This window comes from Sphingomonas sp. LHG3406-1 (assembly GCF_029637485.1).
Classification (GTDB): Bacteria; Pseudomonadota; Alphaproteobacteria; order Sphingomonadales; family Sphingomonadaceae; genus Sphingomicrobium.
In genome coordinates this window covers 2,025,450-2,041,591 of sequence record NZ_CP069128.1, presented here as the reverse complement: position 1 = coordinate 2,041,591, position 16,142 = coordinate 2,025,450, and the positions used below count along the sequence as shown (strand labels likewise).

The window sequence follows — 16,142 nt, the reverse complement described above, 5'->3', positions numbered from 1 at the left end:
AAAGGCTCAGACGGTGAAGCTCTCGCCGCAGCCGCAGCTGCCCTTGGCGTTGGGGTTCTCGAACACGAAGCCGGCGGTGAAATCATCCTCCCGCCAGTCCATGACCGAGCCGATCAGATAAAGGATGGATCCGCCATCGACATAGAAGGTGCCGCCCGGAGTCTCGATCTTCTCGTCAAACTTGTCCTCTGACGTGACGTAATCGACCGAATAGGCCAGCCCCGAGCAGCCGCGACGGGGGGTGGAGAGCTTGACTCCGATGGCATCGGCGGGGGCCCTGGCCATCAGATCGGCGACCCTTTGCTCGGCTCCCGGCGTGAGGGTGATTGCCGCGGGACGGACGCGAAGCTTGGTTTCGGCCATCACAGCATCCCCAGTTCGAGCCGGGCCTCGTCGCTCATCTTGCTCGGGTCCCAGGGCGGGTCCCAGACCAGCTTGACCTCGGCATCGCGGACGCCTGGCACCGAGAGGACGCGAATCTCGACCTCGCCCGGCATCGACTCGGCGACCGGGCAGTGCGGGGTAGTAAGGGTCATGAGCACCGTGGCGTCGCCATCCTCGGTGACCGACACGTCGTAGATCAGGCCGAGTTCGTAAATGTCGACCGGTATCTCGGGGTCGTAGATGGTCCTGAGCGTCTCGACGATTGCGGCCTGTAGGTCGCTCCCGGCCCCGCCCACCGGCCCGTCGGCCGGCTGCTCGGCGAGGAAGCCGGCGAGATAATCGCGCTTGCGCTCGAACGTCTCGGCAGGCGTCTCGAGGTCGACGCGCGCCTTGGGCGGGGGGCTGACCGCCTCCACTTCCTCGATCTCGATCTTGCGTTCCTGGTTCATGCGAAGATCCGCTTCACTTTCCTGAGGCCCTCCACAAGGGCGTCGATGTCGTCGCTTCCACTATGGGCGGCGAAGCTGGCGCGGCAGGTGGCCGGGACGCCGAGCAACGCCATTAGCGGCTGCGCGCAATGATGACCGGCGCGGATCGCCACGCCGGAGTCGTCGAGGATGGTGCCGACGTCGTGCGGATGCACGCCCTCGACCTCGAAACTGACGATACCGGCGCTCTCTTCGGGCCCGAACAGCTTGACGAAGCCTAGACTGCGCAGCGCCTCGCGGCATTCGGCCACCAGCGCGGCTTCATGGGCGTGGAGGCGCTCGGTGCCGATGCCTTCGACCCAGTCGATGGCGGCGGCAAGGCCGATTCCGCCGACGATGTGGGGGGTGCCGGCCTCGAACCGCTGCGGCGCGGGCATGAAGGTGCTACGCTCGAAGCTGACCTGGTCGATCATCGCCCCGCCGCCCTGCCAGGGGGGCATGGACTCGAGCAGCTCGCCGCGCCCCCACAGCACGCCGATGCCGGTCGGGCCGTAGAGCTTGTGACCCGAATAGGCGTAGAAATCGGCGCCGATCGCGGCCACGTCCACCGCCTGCCGCGGCGCTGCCTGGCAGCCGTCGAGCAGCAGAAGCGCGCCCTTCGAATGGGCGATCTCGGCCGCCCGCTTGGCGTCGAGGATCGAGCCGAGCACGTTCGACACATGGGCGAAGCTGACCACCCGGTGCCGGTCGGAGACCATCGCCTCGGTGGCGTCGAGATCGATCCGGCCGTCGGCGGTGAGCGGCACGACATCGATCTCGTAGCCGGCGAGCTGCCAGGGCACGATGTTGCTGTGGTGTTCGAGCGCGGAGAGGAGCACGCGATCGCGGCCCTGCTTCGGCAGCACCTGCGCCACGAGGTTGATCGCCTCGGTCGCGCCGCGAGTGAAGACGACTTCCTCCGCCCCGCCACCGATGAAGTTCGCCGCCCGCACCCGTGCCGCTTCATAGGCGAGCGTCATGTCCGCCGAGCGCTGGTAGACGCCGCGGTGCACGCTCGCATAATCCTGCGCATAGGCGCGGGTGATGGCATCGACGACGGCCTGCGGCTTCTGCGCAGAGACGGCGCTGTCGAGATAATGCCAGCCGGAGATGGCCGGGAACTGGTCGCGCACATCGGGCGACGCGGCGATGGGAGTCTGGACGTTCACGCCGCCACCTCCCGCAGCAGGCGGCGGGTTTCGGCGATCAGCTCCTCGCGGCGGTCCGCGGGGGCTTCGTCCCACAATTGCATGACGAAGCCCTCGAGCAGCAGCGCCTTGGCACTGGCCGGATCGAGCCCGCGGGAGAGGGCGTAGAACAATTGGTCCGCATCCAGCTCGCCGACGCTGGCGCCGTGGGCGCACTTCACGTCGTCGGCGTAAATCTCCAGCTCGGGCTTGCAGTTGGCCGTCGCGCCGCGGTCGAGCAGCATCGCCTTGACCGACTGCTCGCCGTCGACCTTTTGCGCATGGCGCGCGACCGCGACCTTGCCGAGGTAGGAGCCGGTGGACTGGCCGGCGAGCACGCTGCGGACGACCTGGTTGGAGGTGCCGTTCGGCTCCTCGTGGCGCACGGTGGTGACGATTTCCTGAGTCGCCTTGCCGCCAGCGATGTTGGCCGCGTGGAGCGCGAAATGCGCCCCGTCGCGAACGGTGACGTCGACCTCGACCCGACCATATTCAGTCGCGCCGTTAAGCACGAACAGCGACAGCGAGGCGCCCGGTTGAAGCACGATCTCGGCGCGATGCACCTCGACGCTGTCCTGGTTGACGATGAGGACACGGGAATCCTGCTCGCCCGCCGGAATGTCGATCCGGCGCGCCGGCGCGAGGCCGTGCCAGACGCGGTCCAGCGCCGACAGGTCGGCGTAGCGAAACGCCTCGTCCTTGCGGGTGGGGAGAGCAAGCGACGTCATGCGACCTCGGCGTAGCCCCCGCGCTCAAGTTCGTGCGCCAGCTCCGGACCGCCCGAGCGGGTGATCTGTCCGGCGGTCAGCACGTGGACGCGGTCGGGCTGCACATAGTCGAGCAGCCGTTGGTAATGAGTGATCAGCAGCACACCCTTGTCGGGCGCACGCATGATGCGGTTGATGCCCGCGCCGACGATCCGCAGCGCGTCGATGTCGAGCCCGCTGTCGGTCTCGTCGAGCACCGCGAACTTCGGGCGCATGATGCCCATCTGGACCATCTCGGCCCTTTTCTTCTCGCCGCCCGAGAAGCCGACATTGACCGGCCGCTTGAGCATGTCGACGTCCATGCCGAGCTCGGCCGCTTCGGCGCGGGCGAGGCGGATGAACTCGGCGCCGCTCAGCTCCTGCTCACCGCGGGCACGCCGCTGCGCGTTCAGGCTCTCGCGGATGAACTGCATGGAGGAGACGCCGGGGATTTCGACCGGATATTGGAAGCCGAGGAACAGCCCGGCGGCGGCGCGGTCGTGCGGCTCCTGCGCCAGCAGGTCCTGGCCGTCGAGCGACACCGACCCGCCGGTCACCTCATAGCCAGGCCGACCGCCGAGCACATAGGCGAGCGTCGACTTGCCCGCCCCGTTCGGCCCCATGATCGCATGCACCTCGCCCGCCGGAACGGAGAGGCTGAGGCCGTTCAGGATCGGCTTGTCCGCGACGGTCGCGTGGAGGTCTTCAATCTTCAACATCAGTTCTTCGGCTTTCCGGCGGGGCAATTCTGCAAGAAATGGTGGCGCATCGAGTCCATGGCTTCACGGCGGAGGCCCTCAAGAAGCCGCTGATCGTTGAGTGCGCGCTGACGCTCCTCGATCGCAGCTTCGGCCTGGGCGAGAGCGGCTTCCGCAGCAGCGACGTCCGGCTGCTGCCGCATCGCCGCGCGCCGAGCAGCATTCTCGCGGCGCTGGGCGACGATCGCTTCCTGCTCGCGATAGGTCACGCGCATGAACTCGCTGCGCCGCGCCGCCTCAGAGGAGAAAGCAGGATTGACGACGGTCCGGTCGCACGTAGCCACGGCGGCGCCAAGCGCATCGAGGTCGACGGCGGTCGTAGCCGTGGCAAGAAGGGCCAGCGCGATCACCCTACGCTCCCCTCAAGGCTGATCCCCAGCAGCTTCTGGGCCTCGACAGCAAACTCCATCGGCAGCTGCTTCAGCACCTCGCGGGCGAAGCCGTTGACGATCAGGGCGACGGCCGCTTCCTGGTCGAGTCCGCGCGCCATGGCGTAGAACAACTGGTCCTCGCTGATCTTCGACGTGGTCGCTTCATGCTCGATGGTCGCGGTCGGGTTCTTGACCTCGATGTAGGGCACGGTGTGCGCGCCGCACTGGTCGCCCAAGAGCAGGCTGTCGCACTGGGTAAAGTTGCGGACATTCTCCGCGCCCGGAAGCACCCGCACCAGCCCGCGATAGGTGTTGTCGCTACGCCCGGCCGAAATGCCCTTCGACACGATGGTCGAGCGGGTGTTCTTGCCGATGTGCACCATCTTGGTGCCGGTGTCGGCCTGCTGGCGGTTGTTGGTCAGCGCGACCGAATAGAATTCCCCGACGCTGCCATCGCCCTTGAGGATGCAGCTCGGATACTTCCACGTAATCGCGCTGCCGGTCTCGACCTGGGTCCAGCTGACCTTGCTGTTTCGCCCTGAGCACATCGCCCGCTTGGTCACGAAATTGTAGATTCCGCCGACGCCTTCGGCATTGCCTGGGTACCAGTTCTGGACGGTGCTGTATTTCACCTCGGCATCGTCATGGGCAACGATCTCGACCACTGCGGCATGCAGCTGGTTCTCGTCGCGCATCGGCGCGGTGCAGCCTTCGAGGTAGGACACGTAGCTGCCCTTGTCGGCGACGATCAAAGTGCGCTCGAACTGGCCCGTATTCTCGGCATTGATGCGGAAATAGGTCGACAGCTCCATCGGGCAGCGGACGCCCTCGGGAATGTAGACGAAGGTGCCGTCGGAGAAGACCGCGCTGTTGAGGCAGGCGAAGAAGTTGTCGCGCTGCGGCACGACGCTGCCGAGATACTTGCGGACGAGGTCGGGAAATTCCTTCACCGCTTCCGAGATCGAGCGGAAAATGACGCCCGCGCGGTCCAGCTCCTCGCGGAAGGTGGTTGCGACCGAGACGCTGTCGAACACCGCATCGACCGCCACCTTGCGCGCGCCCTCGACACCCGCAAGCACCTTCTGCTCCTCGATCGGGATGCCAAGCTTCTCGTAGGTGCGGCGGATCTCCGGGTCGAGCTCGTCGAGCGACGCGATAGTCGGCTTCTTCTTGGGCTCGGCGTAATAATAAGCGTCCTGGTAATCGATCGCCGGGATGTCGAGCTTGGCCCAGTCGACCTCCTCCATCTCCAGCCAGGCGCGATAGGCCTTGAGGCGCCAGTCGAGCAGCCACTCGGGCTCGCCCTTCTTGGCGCTGATGAAGCGGACGGTATCTTCGGAAAGGCCCTTGGGGGCGAACTCGGATTCGATGTCGGAGGTAAAGCCCCACTCGTAGGTGGCGAGCTTCTCGGCGGCCTCGTGCGCCTCGCGGTTCTTGATGATGGTCTCTTCGTTCATGCGTCTTCCAGGCTGCGCACGCGCGCCAGCTGTTCGAGGGTCACGCCGGCCAGCGCGTCGCGCACCGTGCGGCTGACGATGTTCATGTGCGGCTTGATCCGGCAGTGGGAATCGATCGCGCAGTCGCTTGCCTCGTCGCTGCCGCAGCATTGGGTCATGGCGATGGGGCCTTCGACGGCTTCGATGATGTCCACCAGCGTGATCGCCTCTGGCGGGCGGGCGAAGGAGAAACCGCCACCGATACCGCGAGTCGCCTTGAGCAGCCCCGCCTGACCGAGCTTGCCCATCACCTTCTGGGTGGTGGGCAGCGGCAGCCCGGTATCCTCCGCCAGCGCAGCCGCGCTGAGCCGCGCGCCCTGCTCATGGGCGGCGGCGGCGGTGAGGATCACCACCGCATAATCGGCGAGATGGGTAAGGCGCATGGTTTTGTGGAACCTTCCGGTCTTATTTAGGGCTTGGGTCCGCCGTCCGCAACCACTCGTCACCCCGGACTCGGTCCGAAGTGGCATTCGTCGCCGCTTAGATGAAGAAGCTGCCCCCCCGGTCAAGTCCGGGGCGCCATCAGCCCCGACGCATCGCGATCCACTCGTCCACCCGCGCCTCGAGCACGTCGAGCGGGATTCCGCCGGCGCCGAGGACCGTGTCGTGGAAGCCGCGCACGTCGAATCGCGGCCCAAGCGCCGCTTCCGCCTTCGCCCGAAGCTCCTCGATCTTCAGCTTTCCGACCATGTAGGCGGTCGCCTGGCCGGGATAGACGATGTAGCGCTCGATCGCCTTCGGAATCCCGCGGTCGGCGCTATTATCCTCGATATAGCGGATCGCCTGGGCCCGGCTCCAGCGCTTGTGGTGGATGCCGCTGTCGACCACCAGCCGCATCGCCCGGTGCAGCTCGAGCTGGAGCCGGCCGAAATCGCGATATGGGTCCTGGTAGAGACCCATCTCCTTGCACAATTTCTCGGCATAGAGCCCCCAGCCCTCGCTGTGCGCGGTATAGCCGCCGAACATGCGGAAGGGCGGCAGCGTGCCGGCCGGAGTCTCGACCGCCAGCGCACCCTGCAGATGGTGGCCGGGAAGCCCCTCGTGGCAATAGAGCGCGTCCACCTCGACCGCGGGCATTTCGCGCATGTCGTAGAGGTTGACATAATAGGTGCCGGGCCGCGACCCGTCCGGCGCCGGTCGCTGGTAGAAGGCCTTGCCGGCGCTCTTCTCCCGAAACGGCTCGACCGCCTTGATGGTCAGCGGCGAACGCGGCAGCCGGCCGAAATAGCTCGGCAGCGCCGCCAGCACCTCGGCCTGCACCTTCGCGCTCTCGTCGAGGTAGCGCTGGCGGCCGGCGGCGTCGTTCGAGAAGAAGAACTGCCTGCCGTCGCGGATATGCGCGAAAAAGGCCTTGAGGTCGCCCTTGAAGCCGACCTTCTCGCGGATGGCGTTCATCTCGCCGTGGATTCGCGCGACCTGGGCAAGGCCGAGCTCGTGGATCTGGTCGGGGGTCAGGTCAGTCGTCGTATATTGCTTGAGCAGCGCCCGGTAGAGCTCGGCGCCACGCTCGAACCGCCAGATCCCATCGTCGGTTGGCGCGCTGCGCTGGTGCCGCTCCATCGCCGCGACCAGGCGTCCGTAGGCGGGACCGACATTGCCCGTCAGCGCCGTGCGACCCGCGTCGAGCAGCCGCGCCTTGGTCGGCTCGTCGGCTTCCAGCCTGGCGATCTTGCCCTTGAAGTCGGCCCACAAAGGACTGTCCTCGCCGGCGCCGAAGGGCGCGCCCTTCACGATGTTGCGGCTGTCGGCGATGACGAAGGGGAAGACCCAACGCGGCGGCACCACGCCGAGCTTCGCCCGGCTCTCTGCCTCGTCGACCGACTGGTCGATGGCGGCGGCGAGCCCGGTCAGTCGCGACACATAGGCCTCCGCGTCGGCAACGCTGCGGACCTGATGCTGGTTGATGAGGAAGGCCGGCGCCTGGCTCTGGAAGCCGTTCATCTGGTCGAAGACGTAGCCGTATTTGCGCCACGGCCACATCATCTCGCGCTGTTCGGCGCGGGCGAGGAACAGGTCGTAGCTGAGCTGGTCCGCCGGCGACAGCGAGGCTCGCGGAAAGCGCCGCTTCAGCTCCTCCACCTGCGCAAGGCGCAAGGCGCGCGACCGCTCGGCCGCGGCGTCGGTCCGCTCGTCCCAGCGGCCATAATCCTCATCGCGGATGCCGCGCACCGTCTTGCCCTGCGGGGACAGCGCCAGCTCGGCCTTGTCGACTGCCTCGAAGAAAGCGGCAAGCTCGGCGTTGCTCTCGGGAATCGGCGCCGCCGCCGATGCGGTCGCCTCCGCCGTGACCGGCGGAGCGGCAGGCGGGCCGGCGATCGGCGCATTGGTCGCGCAGCCGGCGAGCAGGAAGGCGGTGAGAAGGGCGATGCGGCGCATATGTTCGGGATCCTCGATCAGCCAGACGCAAGTCGGGCGCGACGCTGGCGTCCTTGCGCTATAGACGCAAGCCCATGAGCCTCTACTCCCTCGCCAAGCCCCTCTTCTTCCGCCTCGACGCCGAGCGCGCGCACAAGCTCAGCATCGCCGCCCTGAAGGCCCTGCCGCCCAAAGCGCCTCCCGCGTTCGACCCGGTGCTGGCGAGCGACGTCGCCGGGCTTCGCTTTCCTTCCCCGGTCGGCTTGGCCGCCGGCTACGACAAGGACGCCGAGGTATACCGCCAGCTGCTCGGGCTTGGCTGGGGTTCCGTTGAGGTCGGCACCATCACCCCGCGCCCGCAGCCGGGCAATCCGAAGCCGCGCTCCTTCCGGCTGGTCGAGGACCGGGCCGCGATCAACCGCTTCGGCTTCAACAGCTGCGGCCAGCCCGATGCCCTTCCGCGCCTGCAGGGCCGAGACCGCGCCGCCGGATTGCTCGGCATCAACATCGGCGCCAACAAGGACAGCGGCGACCGCATCGCCGACTATTCGGCCGGCATCGCCAGCATGGGGCCGAGCGCCGACTATCTCACCGTCAACATCAGCTCGCCCAATACGCCTGGCCTACGCCAGCTGCAGGACGAAGGCGCGTTGCGCGAGCTGCTCGCCCGCATCCGCGAGGCGCGCGCGCCGGGCGGACCGCCCGTCTTCCTCAAGGTCGCGCCGGACCAGGGCGAGGAGGAGCCGCGCCAGATCGTCAGGGCCGCGATCGATCATGGCATCGACGCGCTGATCGTCGGCAATACCACCGTCAGCCGACCGCCGCTGCGCTCACCCCACGCCGGGGAGACCGGCGGCCTGTCCGGCGCGCCGCTCAAGCCACTCGCGCTTCATACCCTCAGGCGCTTCCGGGCCGAGACTGGCGGCGCCCTGCCCCTGATCGGCGTTGGCGGCATCGCCAGCGCTAAGGACGCCTGGGAACGAATCCGCGCCGGAGCGTGCCTCGTCCAGGTCTATACGGCGATGATCTACGAAGGCCCTACCCTCGGCCGCCGAATCGCGCACGGCCTCGCCGACCGGCTGAAGCGCGAGGGGATGACGAGCATCGCTCAGGCGGTGGGCTAGCGCCGGACGCGGGTCCGCCGCTCGTCCACCAGCACCACGCCTTCGCGGCGCGGGTCGAAGCCGCCGTCGAGCCGGCCGCCGTCGCGGACCATCAACCCATGGACGCCGCTATCCTCGCCCTGGCCGGGGCGGAGAGTGATGCCGCGCGCCTTTAGCCCCTCGACGACGCCGGCCGGGAACTTGTCCACCTCGCCGCCGAAGCTGCCCCCTCGCGCCACGAGGTTGGGCAGCTCGATCGCCTGCTGCACCGGCAGCTTCCACAACACCGATCCGACCATCGTCTTGCCGACATAGGCGAGGATCGCGCTTCCCCCAGGCGAACCGAAGGCTCCGGCGAAGCTTCCATCCCCGTTCAGCAGGATCAGCGGCGTCATCGACGAGCGCGGGCGCTTGCCGGCGGTCACGGCATTGGCGGCGGGCAGGCCCTTCTCGTCGAACGGCGAGAAGTTGAAGTCGGTCATCTGGTTGTTGAGGAAGAAGCCGTCGACCATCCGACCCGATCCGAAGATGCTCTCGACGGTGGTGGTCATGCTGACGACATTGCCGTTTGAATCACCGACGATGAAGTGGGAGGTGCCGACCGGCTCCTGCGTGCGGTCGCGCCCAGTGGTGACGATCACGCCTCGCGGAGTTCCCGCCTCGGGCGGGGGGCCGGCGCGGGGCCCGATCAGCCGCGCCCGCTCGGCGACATAGTCGGACGCGAGCAGCCCCTCGACCGGCACGTCGATGAAGGCCGGATCGGCCACATAGCGGTCTCGGTCCGCGTACATCAGGCGTGAGGCTTCGGCGAACTGGTACCAGGCCTGCGGGTCGCCGGGGCCACGCGACGCAATGTCCGTGCGGTCGAGCAAGGCCAGCAGCTGCAGCGTCGCGACGCCGCTCGACGGCGGCGGGGGCACGCAGGCCTGATAGCGCTGCCACGCCCGACACAGGGGCTCGCGCCGCACCGACCGGTAACGGGCGAGGTCGGCCATGGTCATGCTCGACGCGAGCGGACCCTGCCGTACCCGCTCGACGATCCGAGCCGCCGTCTCACCTCGGTAGAGGACATTCGCCCCGCCGCGCGCCAGACGGCGCAGGAAGCGGGCGTAGACCGGGTTGCTGAGGCGATCACCGGCCTTCAGCCGGGTGCCGTCGGGCTTGCTGAAATATTTGACCACGTCGGGCGCGGTCAGCTGCGGATAGTTGCCGCCCAGCATCCGCCCGAGCCGCGGGCTGATGACAAAGCCCTGCTCGGCCAGCACCGCCGTTCCCTCGAACAGCTCGGACCAGCGCAGTGCTCCGTGACGGCGCTGGGCCTCCTCCAGCATCCGCACCGCCCCCGGAACGCCGGTCGCCCGTCCGCTCAGCACGGCCGTGGGGAAGGGCAGCGGCTTGCCGTCGGCGCCGATGAACATGGTCGGGGTCGCGCCGGCCGGCGCCACTTCGCGCCCGTCGTAGACGGTGGTGCGGCGGGTGCGGCCGTCATGATAGGTCATGAAGGCGCCACCGCCCATGCCGCTCGACTGCGGCTCGACCAGGCTCAGCGCCGCCTGGACCGCCACCGCCGCATCGGCCGCACTGCCGCCGCGCTGGAGCACATCCATGCCCGCCTTCGCCGCGAGCGGATTGGCGGCGATGACGAAGCCGGGCCGCGGCGCCTCCGCGGCACGCTGCGGCACGGTGGCGCAGGCGGTGGCGAAGAGGGCGAGTAGCGGGAGGAGGAAGCGGAAGGTCATGGAGCCTCGGACTAGGGCGACGGGGGCAGAACGCCAAGGGCGGCGTGGCGGGTGCATGGTGATCAGACCGTCGCCCCGGACTTGATCCGGGCTCCGCTTTCCTCCGTTCCGCCTGTGAACTGCAAAGGCAAGCGGATCCCGGTCACGCCCGGGATGACGGATGGGGGACCATGCGCTATCCCCTGCACGACGCATGGATATCTACCTCCCCATCGCCAACATGAGCGTCAACGCCCTGCTCATCGTGGCGCTGGGCGGGCTGGTCGGCGTGCTGTCGGGCCTGTTCGGAGTCGGCGGCGGTTTCCTCACCACGCCCCTGCTCATCTTCTACGGCATCCCGCCGAGCGTCGCCGTCGCTTCGGCCACCACCCAGATCACCGGCGCCAGCGTTTCGGGGGTGATGGCGCACCTCAAGCGCGGCGGGGTCGACCTCAGGATGGGGCTGGTGATGATCGTCGGCGGCCTGTTCGGGAGCCTCGCCGGCGCCGGCCTGTTCCGCCTCGCCCAGGCAAGCGGACAGATCGACGTGGTCATCGGCCTCCTCTACGTCACCCTGCTTGGAAGCATCGGCGCCCTCATGCTGCGCGACGCCATGGTGGCGCTCGGCTGGTGGAAGAAGGCAGAGGAGGCGACCCCCAAGCGCCGCCACCACCGGTTGGTCGCCGGACTGCCGATGCGCTGGCGCTTCTATGCGAGCGGCCTTTACCTGTCCCCGCTCGCGCCGCTGGCCCTGGGCTTCATCGCCGGCATCCTCACTGTCCTGCTCGGCGTCGGCGGCGGCTTCGTGCTGGTCCCGGCGATGATCTACATCCTCGGCATGGCGCCGCGCGTGGTGGTCGGCACCAGCCTGGTCATGATCCTTGCGGTCAGCGCTGCCACCACCATGATCCACGCCATGACCACCCAGGCGGTGGATATCGTGCTCGCCGGCCTGCTGCTCGTCGGCGGCGTGGTCGGCGCCCAATATGGTGCCCGCCTGACCACGCGGCTGAAGCCCGACCTGCTCCGCTTCAGCCTCGCCATCATCATCCTGCTCGTCGCCGCCCGAATGGCACTCGGCCTCACCTACCGGCCGGACGAGCTCTTCTCGATCGAATATCTGTGAGGAAACAGCGCCTCCTCCCGCTGCTGGCGCTCGCGCCGCTGGTGATGGGCCAGTCGGGCGCTCGGCTGGTGCCGGACATCTCCGCCCGCAACATCGAGATCCGCTACAGCTTCACCGGTGCGCAGCTGCTGCTGTTCGGCGCCATCCTCTATCCCGGCGGCCGCGCGCCCGACCGGCCGCTCGACGTGGTGGTGGTGCTGAAGGGACCGGTCCAGCCGATGATCGTTCGCGAAAAGGAGAAGGTCGCCGGCATCTGGATGAACGCCGACAGCCAGCGCTTCGCCTCCGCCCCATCCTACTATGCGGTGGCCTCCAACCGCCCGCTGCAGCAGATCGTCGACGAGCGCACGGCCGCCGTCTACGAACTCGGCCTGCAGAACCTCCAGCTCTCGCCCGGCGGCGGCGCCCAGCCCGACCGTGCCCGCCGCTTCGAATCCGGCCTGCTCGACCTGCGAACACGGCAGGGCCTCTACGCCGAGAATGGCAATGGCGTGGAGATCAGCGACCGGGTCCTCTATCGCGCCCGGATCACCATCCCCAGCCAGGTGCCCGTCGGCACCTACGAGACCGAGACCTTCCTCATCGACCGCGGCAAGGTGATCGCCGCCTCGACCAAGGAGGTGGAGGTGCGAAAGACCGGGTTCGAGCGCTTCGTCGCCATGGCCGCGCGGCGGCACGGCTTCCTCTACGGTCTGGCCGCCGTCCTCCTCAGCCTCGGCCTCGGCTGGGGCGCCTCCGCCCTGTTCGGACGTCGCGGCTAGAGGAAATCTTAACCGCGCCAGGGTTAAGCCGCTGCTCGCCAGATCTGGGGAGCGGTGCCGATTACCATGGACGAGAACGTCAATCTCAAGCAGCTGATCGACGAGCTTTCGAACGTTGCCGAGGAAGAGCATGTCGGCGGCCACGTGCCGACCGTCCGCGAGAAGCTCGATCCGATCGGCCACGTCCTGGACATCGCCGGCTCGGGCTCGCAGGTCCGTCTGGAGACTCCTCGCCTGCTCGCGCTTGCCGACCATTACGACCCCTCGGTCGCCATGTCCGGCCAGGTCGGCAGCCAGGTGAAGATGGTGGTCGGCCGCAACTGGCTGATCGCCAACGTGCGCACCATGCGCCAGGGCGAGGACGGCTCGGTGCTCGCCGCCATCGACTTCCTCGGCGAAGGCACGCGCGATTCCAATGGCGGCATGAGCAGCTTCCGCCGCGGCGTCACCCGCTATCCGATCCCCGGCGCCGAAGTGCACCCCGTCACCACCGACGACCTCCGCCAGGTGTTCGCCGCCTCCGACAGCGCCCACGTCGAGATCGGCACCGTCTACCCGACCGACGACATTCGCGGCGCGCTCTACATCGACCCGATGCTGTCGAAGCATTTTGCGATCCTCGGCTCGACCGGCACCGGCAAGTCGACCTCGGTCGCGCTGATCCTGCACCGGATCAGCAACTACAGCCCCGAGGGTCACATCGTGATGATCGACCCCCACGGCGAATATAGCGCGGCCTTCAAGGGCTGCGGCGAGCTGTTCAACGTCGACAATCTCCAGCTCCCCTACTGGCTCCTCAACTTCGAGGAGCATTGCGAGGTGCTGCTCACCACCGACGGGGCCGAGCGCAACCGCGACGCCGACATCCTCGCCAAGTGCCTGCTCGCAGCACGCACCAAGAACAAGTTCTCGGAGCAGTTCGGCAAGGTGACGGTGGATTCACCCATTCCCTACCTGCTGACCGACCTCAACAGCATCCTCGTCGCGGAGATGGGAAAGCTCGACCGAGCCGGCGACACCACGCCCTACCAGCGGCTCAAGACCAAGCTCGACGAGCTCAAGGCCGACCCGCGCTACACCTTCATGTTCTCGGGCATGAACATCACCGACAGCATGGGCAGCTTCATCTCCAAGCTCTTCCGCCTGCCCGCCAACGGCAAACCGATCAGCATCGTCGACGTGTCCGGCGTGCCGAGCGACATCACCAGCGTCGTCGTCTCGGTGCTGGCGCGAATGGTGTTCGACTATGCCATCTGGTCGCGGACCGAGGCGCAGCGGCCGATCCTCCTCGTCTGCGAGGAGGCCCACCGCTACGTGCCGAAGGACGAGAACAACGGCGTCCAGGCGGTCCGCAAGATCCTCGAGCGGATCGCCAAGGAAGGCCGTAAATATGGCGTGAGCCTCGGCCTGATCACCCAGCGTCCGTCCGACTTGGCCGAAGGCGTGCTGTCGCAGTGCGGCACGATCATTTCCATGCGGCTCAACAACGACCGCGACCAGGCCTGCGTCCGAGCCGCCATGCCGGAAGGTGCCCGCGGCTTCCTCGACGCCATTCCGGCGCTCCGCAACCGCGAGTGCATCGTTTGCGGCGAGGGCGTCGCCATCCCGATCCGTGTCCGCTTCGACGATCTCGAGCCCGAGAAGCGCCCGGCATCGAGCGATCCGAGCTTCGCGTCGCTGTGGCGCGAGACCGGCGGCGAGGCGGAGATCATCAGCCGCACCGTCAAGCGCTGGCGCGGCCACGGGCGCTGAGGCGCCGTCCAGTCGTTCCCGATGCCGCCCCGCGACCTAGCGCGACGGCGGGCCGGCGGGCTTGAAGACGAGTTCGAAGGCAAGCCCCCGCTCTTCCCAACGGCGAATGACCGTGCCTCCGATCTGACGGGCGAGACGGTCGATCAGCACCGACCCGAAGCCGCCGCCGCTTTCTGTGCGCCCGAGTGGCGAGGGCACGTCCTCCACCCACTCGAGGGTGGTGGTTCCGTCCACCTCGTCCCAGCGCACGTCCAGCCGTCCATCGGCATGGGCGAACGCGCCATATTTGGACGCATTGGTCGCCAGTTCGTGGAGGATCATGCCGACTGCGACCGATGCCGTGGGCGACAGGTTCACGTCGGAGCCGGACATGCCGATGCGATCGGAGGCGCCTCCGAATGGCTTCAGCTCCGACTCGACAAGCTCGCCTAGGCTGGCCCCCTCCGACCCGTCGCGAAGAATGTCGTAGGTCTTGCCCAGCGCCTCGATCCGCCCCGAGAAGGCGCGCTCGAACGTTTTGGGATCGCTGCTGCTGCGTAGCGTCGAGCGGGCCAGGGCCTGGACCGTCGCAAGGTTGTTCTTGACCCGGTGGTGAAGCTCCGCGTTCAGGGTCTTCAGCTGCTCCTCGGCACACCGCCGATCGCTGACGTCGCGTGAAATGGCGACGATCCGCTCGACCTGGCCATTGCCTCCGACGATCGGTGCAACCGACACGTCCCACCATTTCAGCGTTCCGAGCGCTGTCGGGCATTCCGCCTCGAAACGAGTTTGTTGCCCGCTCAGCGCCGTGTCGATCGCCTGCTCGATGAGCGACCTGGATTCGGAAGGCCACAGGTCGACCCACTGCCGCCCGGCGACCAAGCCGAAATCGGCGATCTCCATCGCCCGTTGGCCGTTCGAATTCATGTAGCTTACCGAACCATTCCTCTCCACGACCTTCACGCAGTCGGGCGAGGCGCTCAGCACCGATTCAAGGAAACGCCGGCTTTCGTGAAGCTCGGCCTGAGCTGTCTTCTGGTCGGTGATATCGCTGTCGATGCCGACCAGCCGCACCGGTCGTCCGGCCTCATCCTGGACGACGCGAGCCTGTGTGAAGGTCCATCGGACCGATCTGTCCGGCCGCACCATCCGGAACTCCGCCCTGTAATCGTCTCCGGTCGCCAGCGATCGCTCCAGCGCGGCGCTGACGACGGGCTTGTCCTCCTCGTGGACGAGCGCCCAGAAGCTCTCGAAATTACCGCCGAAATCCTTGATCCGGGTGAGTTTGCCGAGTTCCTCGTCCCAGGTGACCTTGCCCGTCGTGAGGTCCCAGTCCCAGCAGGCGTTATGGCCCGCCGCCAGCGCCAGCCGAAGGCGCGCCCCGGTTTCGCTAGCGCGATGCTCCAGCTCGACGAGCTCGGTTACATCGATGTTGATCCCGACCAGGCGCAAGGGCCGGCCCTGGTCGTCGAGGATGACGCGGCCGCGATCCTGGATCCAGTTGACCTGGCCATCGGAAGCAAGGATCCGGAAGCGGTGGTCGACCTCGGCATGGCGCTGCAGCGCCGCATCGGCGACGGCCTGGACGGCGGCGCGGTCCTCGGGGTGGATCGCCGCGAGCCAGCGCTCGATGGTCGGCTCCACTCCAGGCTGGAATCCGTAAAGCGCCATGGTCGAGCTCGACCATTCGAGCTTCCCGGTCGCGAAATCGAACGTGTACGCAGCGACGCGCCCCGTCTCCTGCGCGAGGTGCAGCCACTCCTGAGCCTGGCGCAGCTGCCCTTCAACGGCGAGTCGGCGGGAGATGTCGGCGAGGAGGAGCTTGAGCACGCCGCCCTCGGCCGTGCCCCGCAACGGCTCACCGAGCAGCTGTTCGATCTCCGTCTCCAGAGCCGCGAGTCGCTGGGAGGCATGGTCTGCGCTGCTCATTGATCCGCTC

15 protein-coding genes are annotated in these 16,142 nt (G+C 67.7%); 4 read left to right on the top strand and 11 right to left on the bottom strand.

Going from position 1 to position 16,142, the window contains the following annotated elements:
• Positions 1–6: 6 nt before the first annotated feature.
• The 9 genes from JOY29_RS09970 to JOY29_RS09930 form a co-directional block, all read right to left on the bottom strand.
• Positions 7–363 carry an iron-sulfur cluster assembly accessory protein gene (locus JOY29_RS09970; protein WP_300973378.1) on the bottom strand — a complete coding sequence of 119 codons (357 nt, stop codon included), beginning with the start codon at positions 361–363 and terminating at the stop codon, positions 7–9.
• Positions 363–833 carry an SUF system Fe-S cluster assembly protein gene (locus tag JOY29_RS09965; protein WP_300973377.1) on the bottom strand — a complete coding sequence of 157 codons (471 nt, stop codon included), beginning with the start codon at positions 831–833 and terminating at the stop codon, positions 363–365. The genes JOY29_RS09970 and JOY29_RS09965 overlap by 1 nt, the downstream gene beginning before the upstream one ends.
• The gene (locus JOY29_RS09960) at positions 830–2,020 is read right to left on the bottom strand and encodes a cysteine desulfurase (RefSeq protein WP_300973376.1); all 1,191 of its coding nucleotides are present in this window, start codon (positions 2,018–2,020) and stop codon (positions 830–832) included. The genes JOY29_RS09965 and JOY29_RS09960 overlap by 4 nt, the downstream gene beginning before the upstream one ends.
• Positions 2,017–2,766, bottom strand: a complete 750-nt coding sequence (locus tag JOY29_RS09955) for a SufD family Fe-S cluster assembly protein (protein WP_300973375.1) — start codon at positions 2,764–2,766, stop codon at positions 2,017–2,019. The genes JOY29_RS09960 and JOY29_RS09955 overlap by 4 nt, the downstream gene beginning before the upstream one ends.
• Complete coding sequence (gene sufC, locus JOY29_RS09950; RefSeq protein ID WP_300973374.1) at positions 2,763–3,503, bottom strand: Fe-S cluster assembly ATPase SufC; 741 nt, start codon at positions 3,501–3,503, stop codon at positions 2,763–2,765. Before sufC ends, JOY29_RS09955 begins: the two co-directional genes overlap by 4 nt.
• Complete coding sequence (locus JOY29_RS09945) at positions 3,503–3,892, bottom strand: hypothetical protein (RefSeq protein WP_300973373.1); 390 nt, start codon at positions 3,890–3,892, stop codon at positions 3,503–3,505. Before JOY29_RS09945 ends, sufC begins: the two co-directional genes overlap by 1 nt.
• A complete protein-coding gene (gene sufB / locus JOY29_RS09940) occupies positions 3,889–5,370 on the bottom strand; it encodes a Fe-S cluster assembly protein SufB (protein WP_300973372.1) in 1,482 nt (493 codons plus the stop codon). The genes JOY29_RS09945 and sufB overlap by 4 nt, the downstream gene beginning before the upstream one ends.
• Positions 5,367–5,792, bottom strand: coding sequence for an SUF system Fe-S cluster assembly regulator (locus JOY29_RS09935; protein ID WP_300973371.1), 426 nt, complete (start codon positions 5,790–5,792; stop codon positions 5,367–5,369). Before JOY29_RS09935 ends, sufB begins: the two co-directional genes overlap by 4 nt.
• Before the next feature lie 139 nt (positions 5,793–5,931).
• Entirely contained in the window at positions 5,932–7,785 is a 1,854-nt protein-coding gene (locus JOY29_RS09930; RefSeq protein WP_300973370.1) for a DUF885 family protein, read from the bottom strand.
• A 74-nt stretch (positions 7,786–7,859) separates the two neighbouring features.
• On the opposite strand from JOY29_RS09930, the gene JOY29_RS09925 reads away from it, so the two are divergent.
• Positions 7,860–8,888, top strand: a complete 1,029-nt coding sequence (locus JOY29_RS09925; RefSeq protein ID WP_300973369.1) for a quinone-dependent dihydroorotate dehydrogenase — start codon at positions 7,860–7,862, stop codon at positions 8,886–8,888.
• Here the strand turns inward: JOY29_RS09925 and ggt are convergent.
• Complete coding sequence (gene ggt, locus JOY29_RS09920) at positions 8,885–10,606, bottom strand: gamma-glutamyltransferase (protein ID WP_300973368.1); 1,722 nt, start codon at positions 10,604–10,606, stop codon at positions 8,885–8,887. The two genes, JOY29_RS09925 and ggt, sit on opposite strands and share 4 nt — an antisense overlap.
• A 193-nt stretch (positions 10,607–10,799) precedes the next feature.
• On the opposite strand from ggt, the gene JOY29_RS09915 reads away from it, so the two are divergent.
• From JOY29_RS09915 to JOY29_RS09905, 3 genes are all read left to right on the top strand, one after another.
• Positions 10,800–11,711 carry a sulfite exporter TauE/SafE family protein gene (locus JOY29_RS09915; protein WP_300973367.1) on the top strand — a complete coding sequence of 304 codons (912 nt, stop codon included), beginning with the start codon at positions 10,800–10,802 and terminating at the stop codon, positions 11,709–11,711.
• A 44-nt stretch (positions 11,712–11,755) separates the two neighbouring features.
• The gene (locus JOY29_RS09910; RefSeq protein ID WP_300975519.1) at positions 11,756–12,472 is read left to right on the top strand and encodes a TIGR02186 family protein; all 717 of its coding nucleotides are present in this window, start codon (positions 11,756–11,758) and stop codon (positions 12,470–12,472) included.
• A 66-nt stretch (positions 12,473–12,538) separates the two neighbouring features.
• A complete protein-coding gene (locus tag JOY29_RS09905) occupies positions 12,539–14,224 on the top strand; it encodes a DUF87 domain-containing protein (RefSeq protein WP_300973366.1) in 1,686 nt (561 codons plus the stop codon).
• A 36-nt stretch (positions 14,225–14,260) separates the two neighbouring features.
• Here the strand turns inward: JOY29_RS09905 and JOY29_RS09900 are convergent, their stop codons facing one another.
• Positions 14,261–16,132: a PAS domain-containing protein gene (locus JOY29_RS09900; protein ID WP_300973365.1), complete on the bottom strand. Its 1,872-nt coding sequence runs from the start codon at positions 16,130–16,132 to the stop codon at positions 14,261–14,263.
• Between the last annotated feature and the right edge of the window lie 10 nt (positions 16,133–16,142).

Excerpts from the sequence above, each read along its gene's own strand:
- JOY29_RS09955 (WP_300973375.1), bottom strand. The coding sequence starts at position 2,766 with ATGACGTCGCTTGCTCTCCCCACCCGCAAGGACGAGGCGTTTCGCTAC.
- JOY29_RS09965 (WP_300973377.1), bottom strand. The coding sequence starts at position 833 with ATGAACCAGGAACGCAAGATCGAGATCGAGGAAGTGGAGGCGGTCAGC.
- JOY29_RS09970 (WP_300973378.1), bottom strand. The coding sequence starts at position 363 with ATGGCCGAAACCAAGCTTCGCGTCCGTCCCGCGGCAATCACCCTCACG.
- JOY29_RS09935 (WP_300973371.1), bottom strand. The coding sequence starts at position 5,792 with ATGCGCCTTACCCATCTCGCCGATTATGCGGTGGTGATCCTCACCGCC.
- JOY29_RS09915 (WP_300973367.1), top strand. The coding sequence starts at position 10,800 with ATGGATATCTACCTCCCCATCGCCAACATGAGCGTCAACGCCCTGCTC.
- JOY29_RS09925 (WP_300973369.1), top strand. The coding sequence starts at position 7,860 with ATGAGCCTCTACTCCCTCGCCAAGCCCCTCTTCTTCCGCCTCGACGCC.
- JOY29_RS09930 (WP_300973370.1), bottom strand. The coding sequence starts at position 7,785 with ATGCGCCGCATCGCCCTTCTCACCGCCTTCCTGCTCGCCGGCTGCGCG.
- ggt (WP_300973368.1), bottom strand. The coding sequence starts at position 10,606 with ATGACCTTCCGCTTCCTCCTCCCGCTACTCGCCCTCTTCGCCACCGCC.
- sufB (WP_300973372.1), bottom strand. The coding sequence starts at position 5,370 with ATGAACGAAGAGACCATCATCAAGAACCGCGAGGCGCACGAGGCCGCC.
- JOY29_RS09905 (WP_300973366.1), top strand. The coding sequence starts at position 12,539 with ATGGACGAGAACGTCAATCTCAAGCAGCTGATCGACGAGCTTTCGAAC.
- JOY29_RS09900 (WP_300973365.1), bottom strand. The coding sequence starts at position 16,132 with ATGAGCAGCGCAGACCATGCCTCCCAGCGACTCGCGGCTCTGGAGACG.
- JOY29_RS09910 (WP_300975519.1), top strand. The coding sequence starts at position 11,756 with ATGGGCCAGTCGGGCGCTCGGCTGGTGCCGGACATCTCCGCCCGCAAC.
- sufC (WP_300973374.1), bottom strand. The coding sequence starts at position 3,503 with ATGTTGAAGATTGAAGACCTCCACGCGACCGTCGCGGACAAGCCGATC.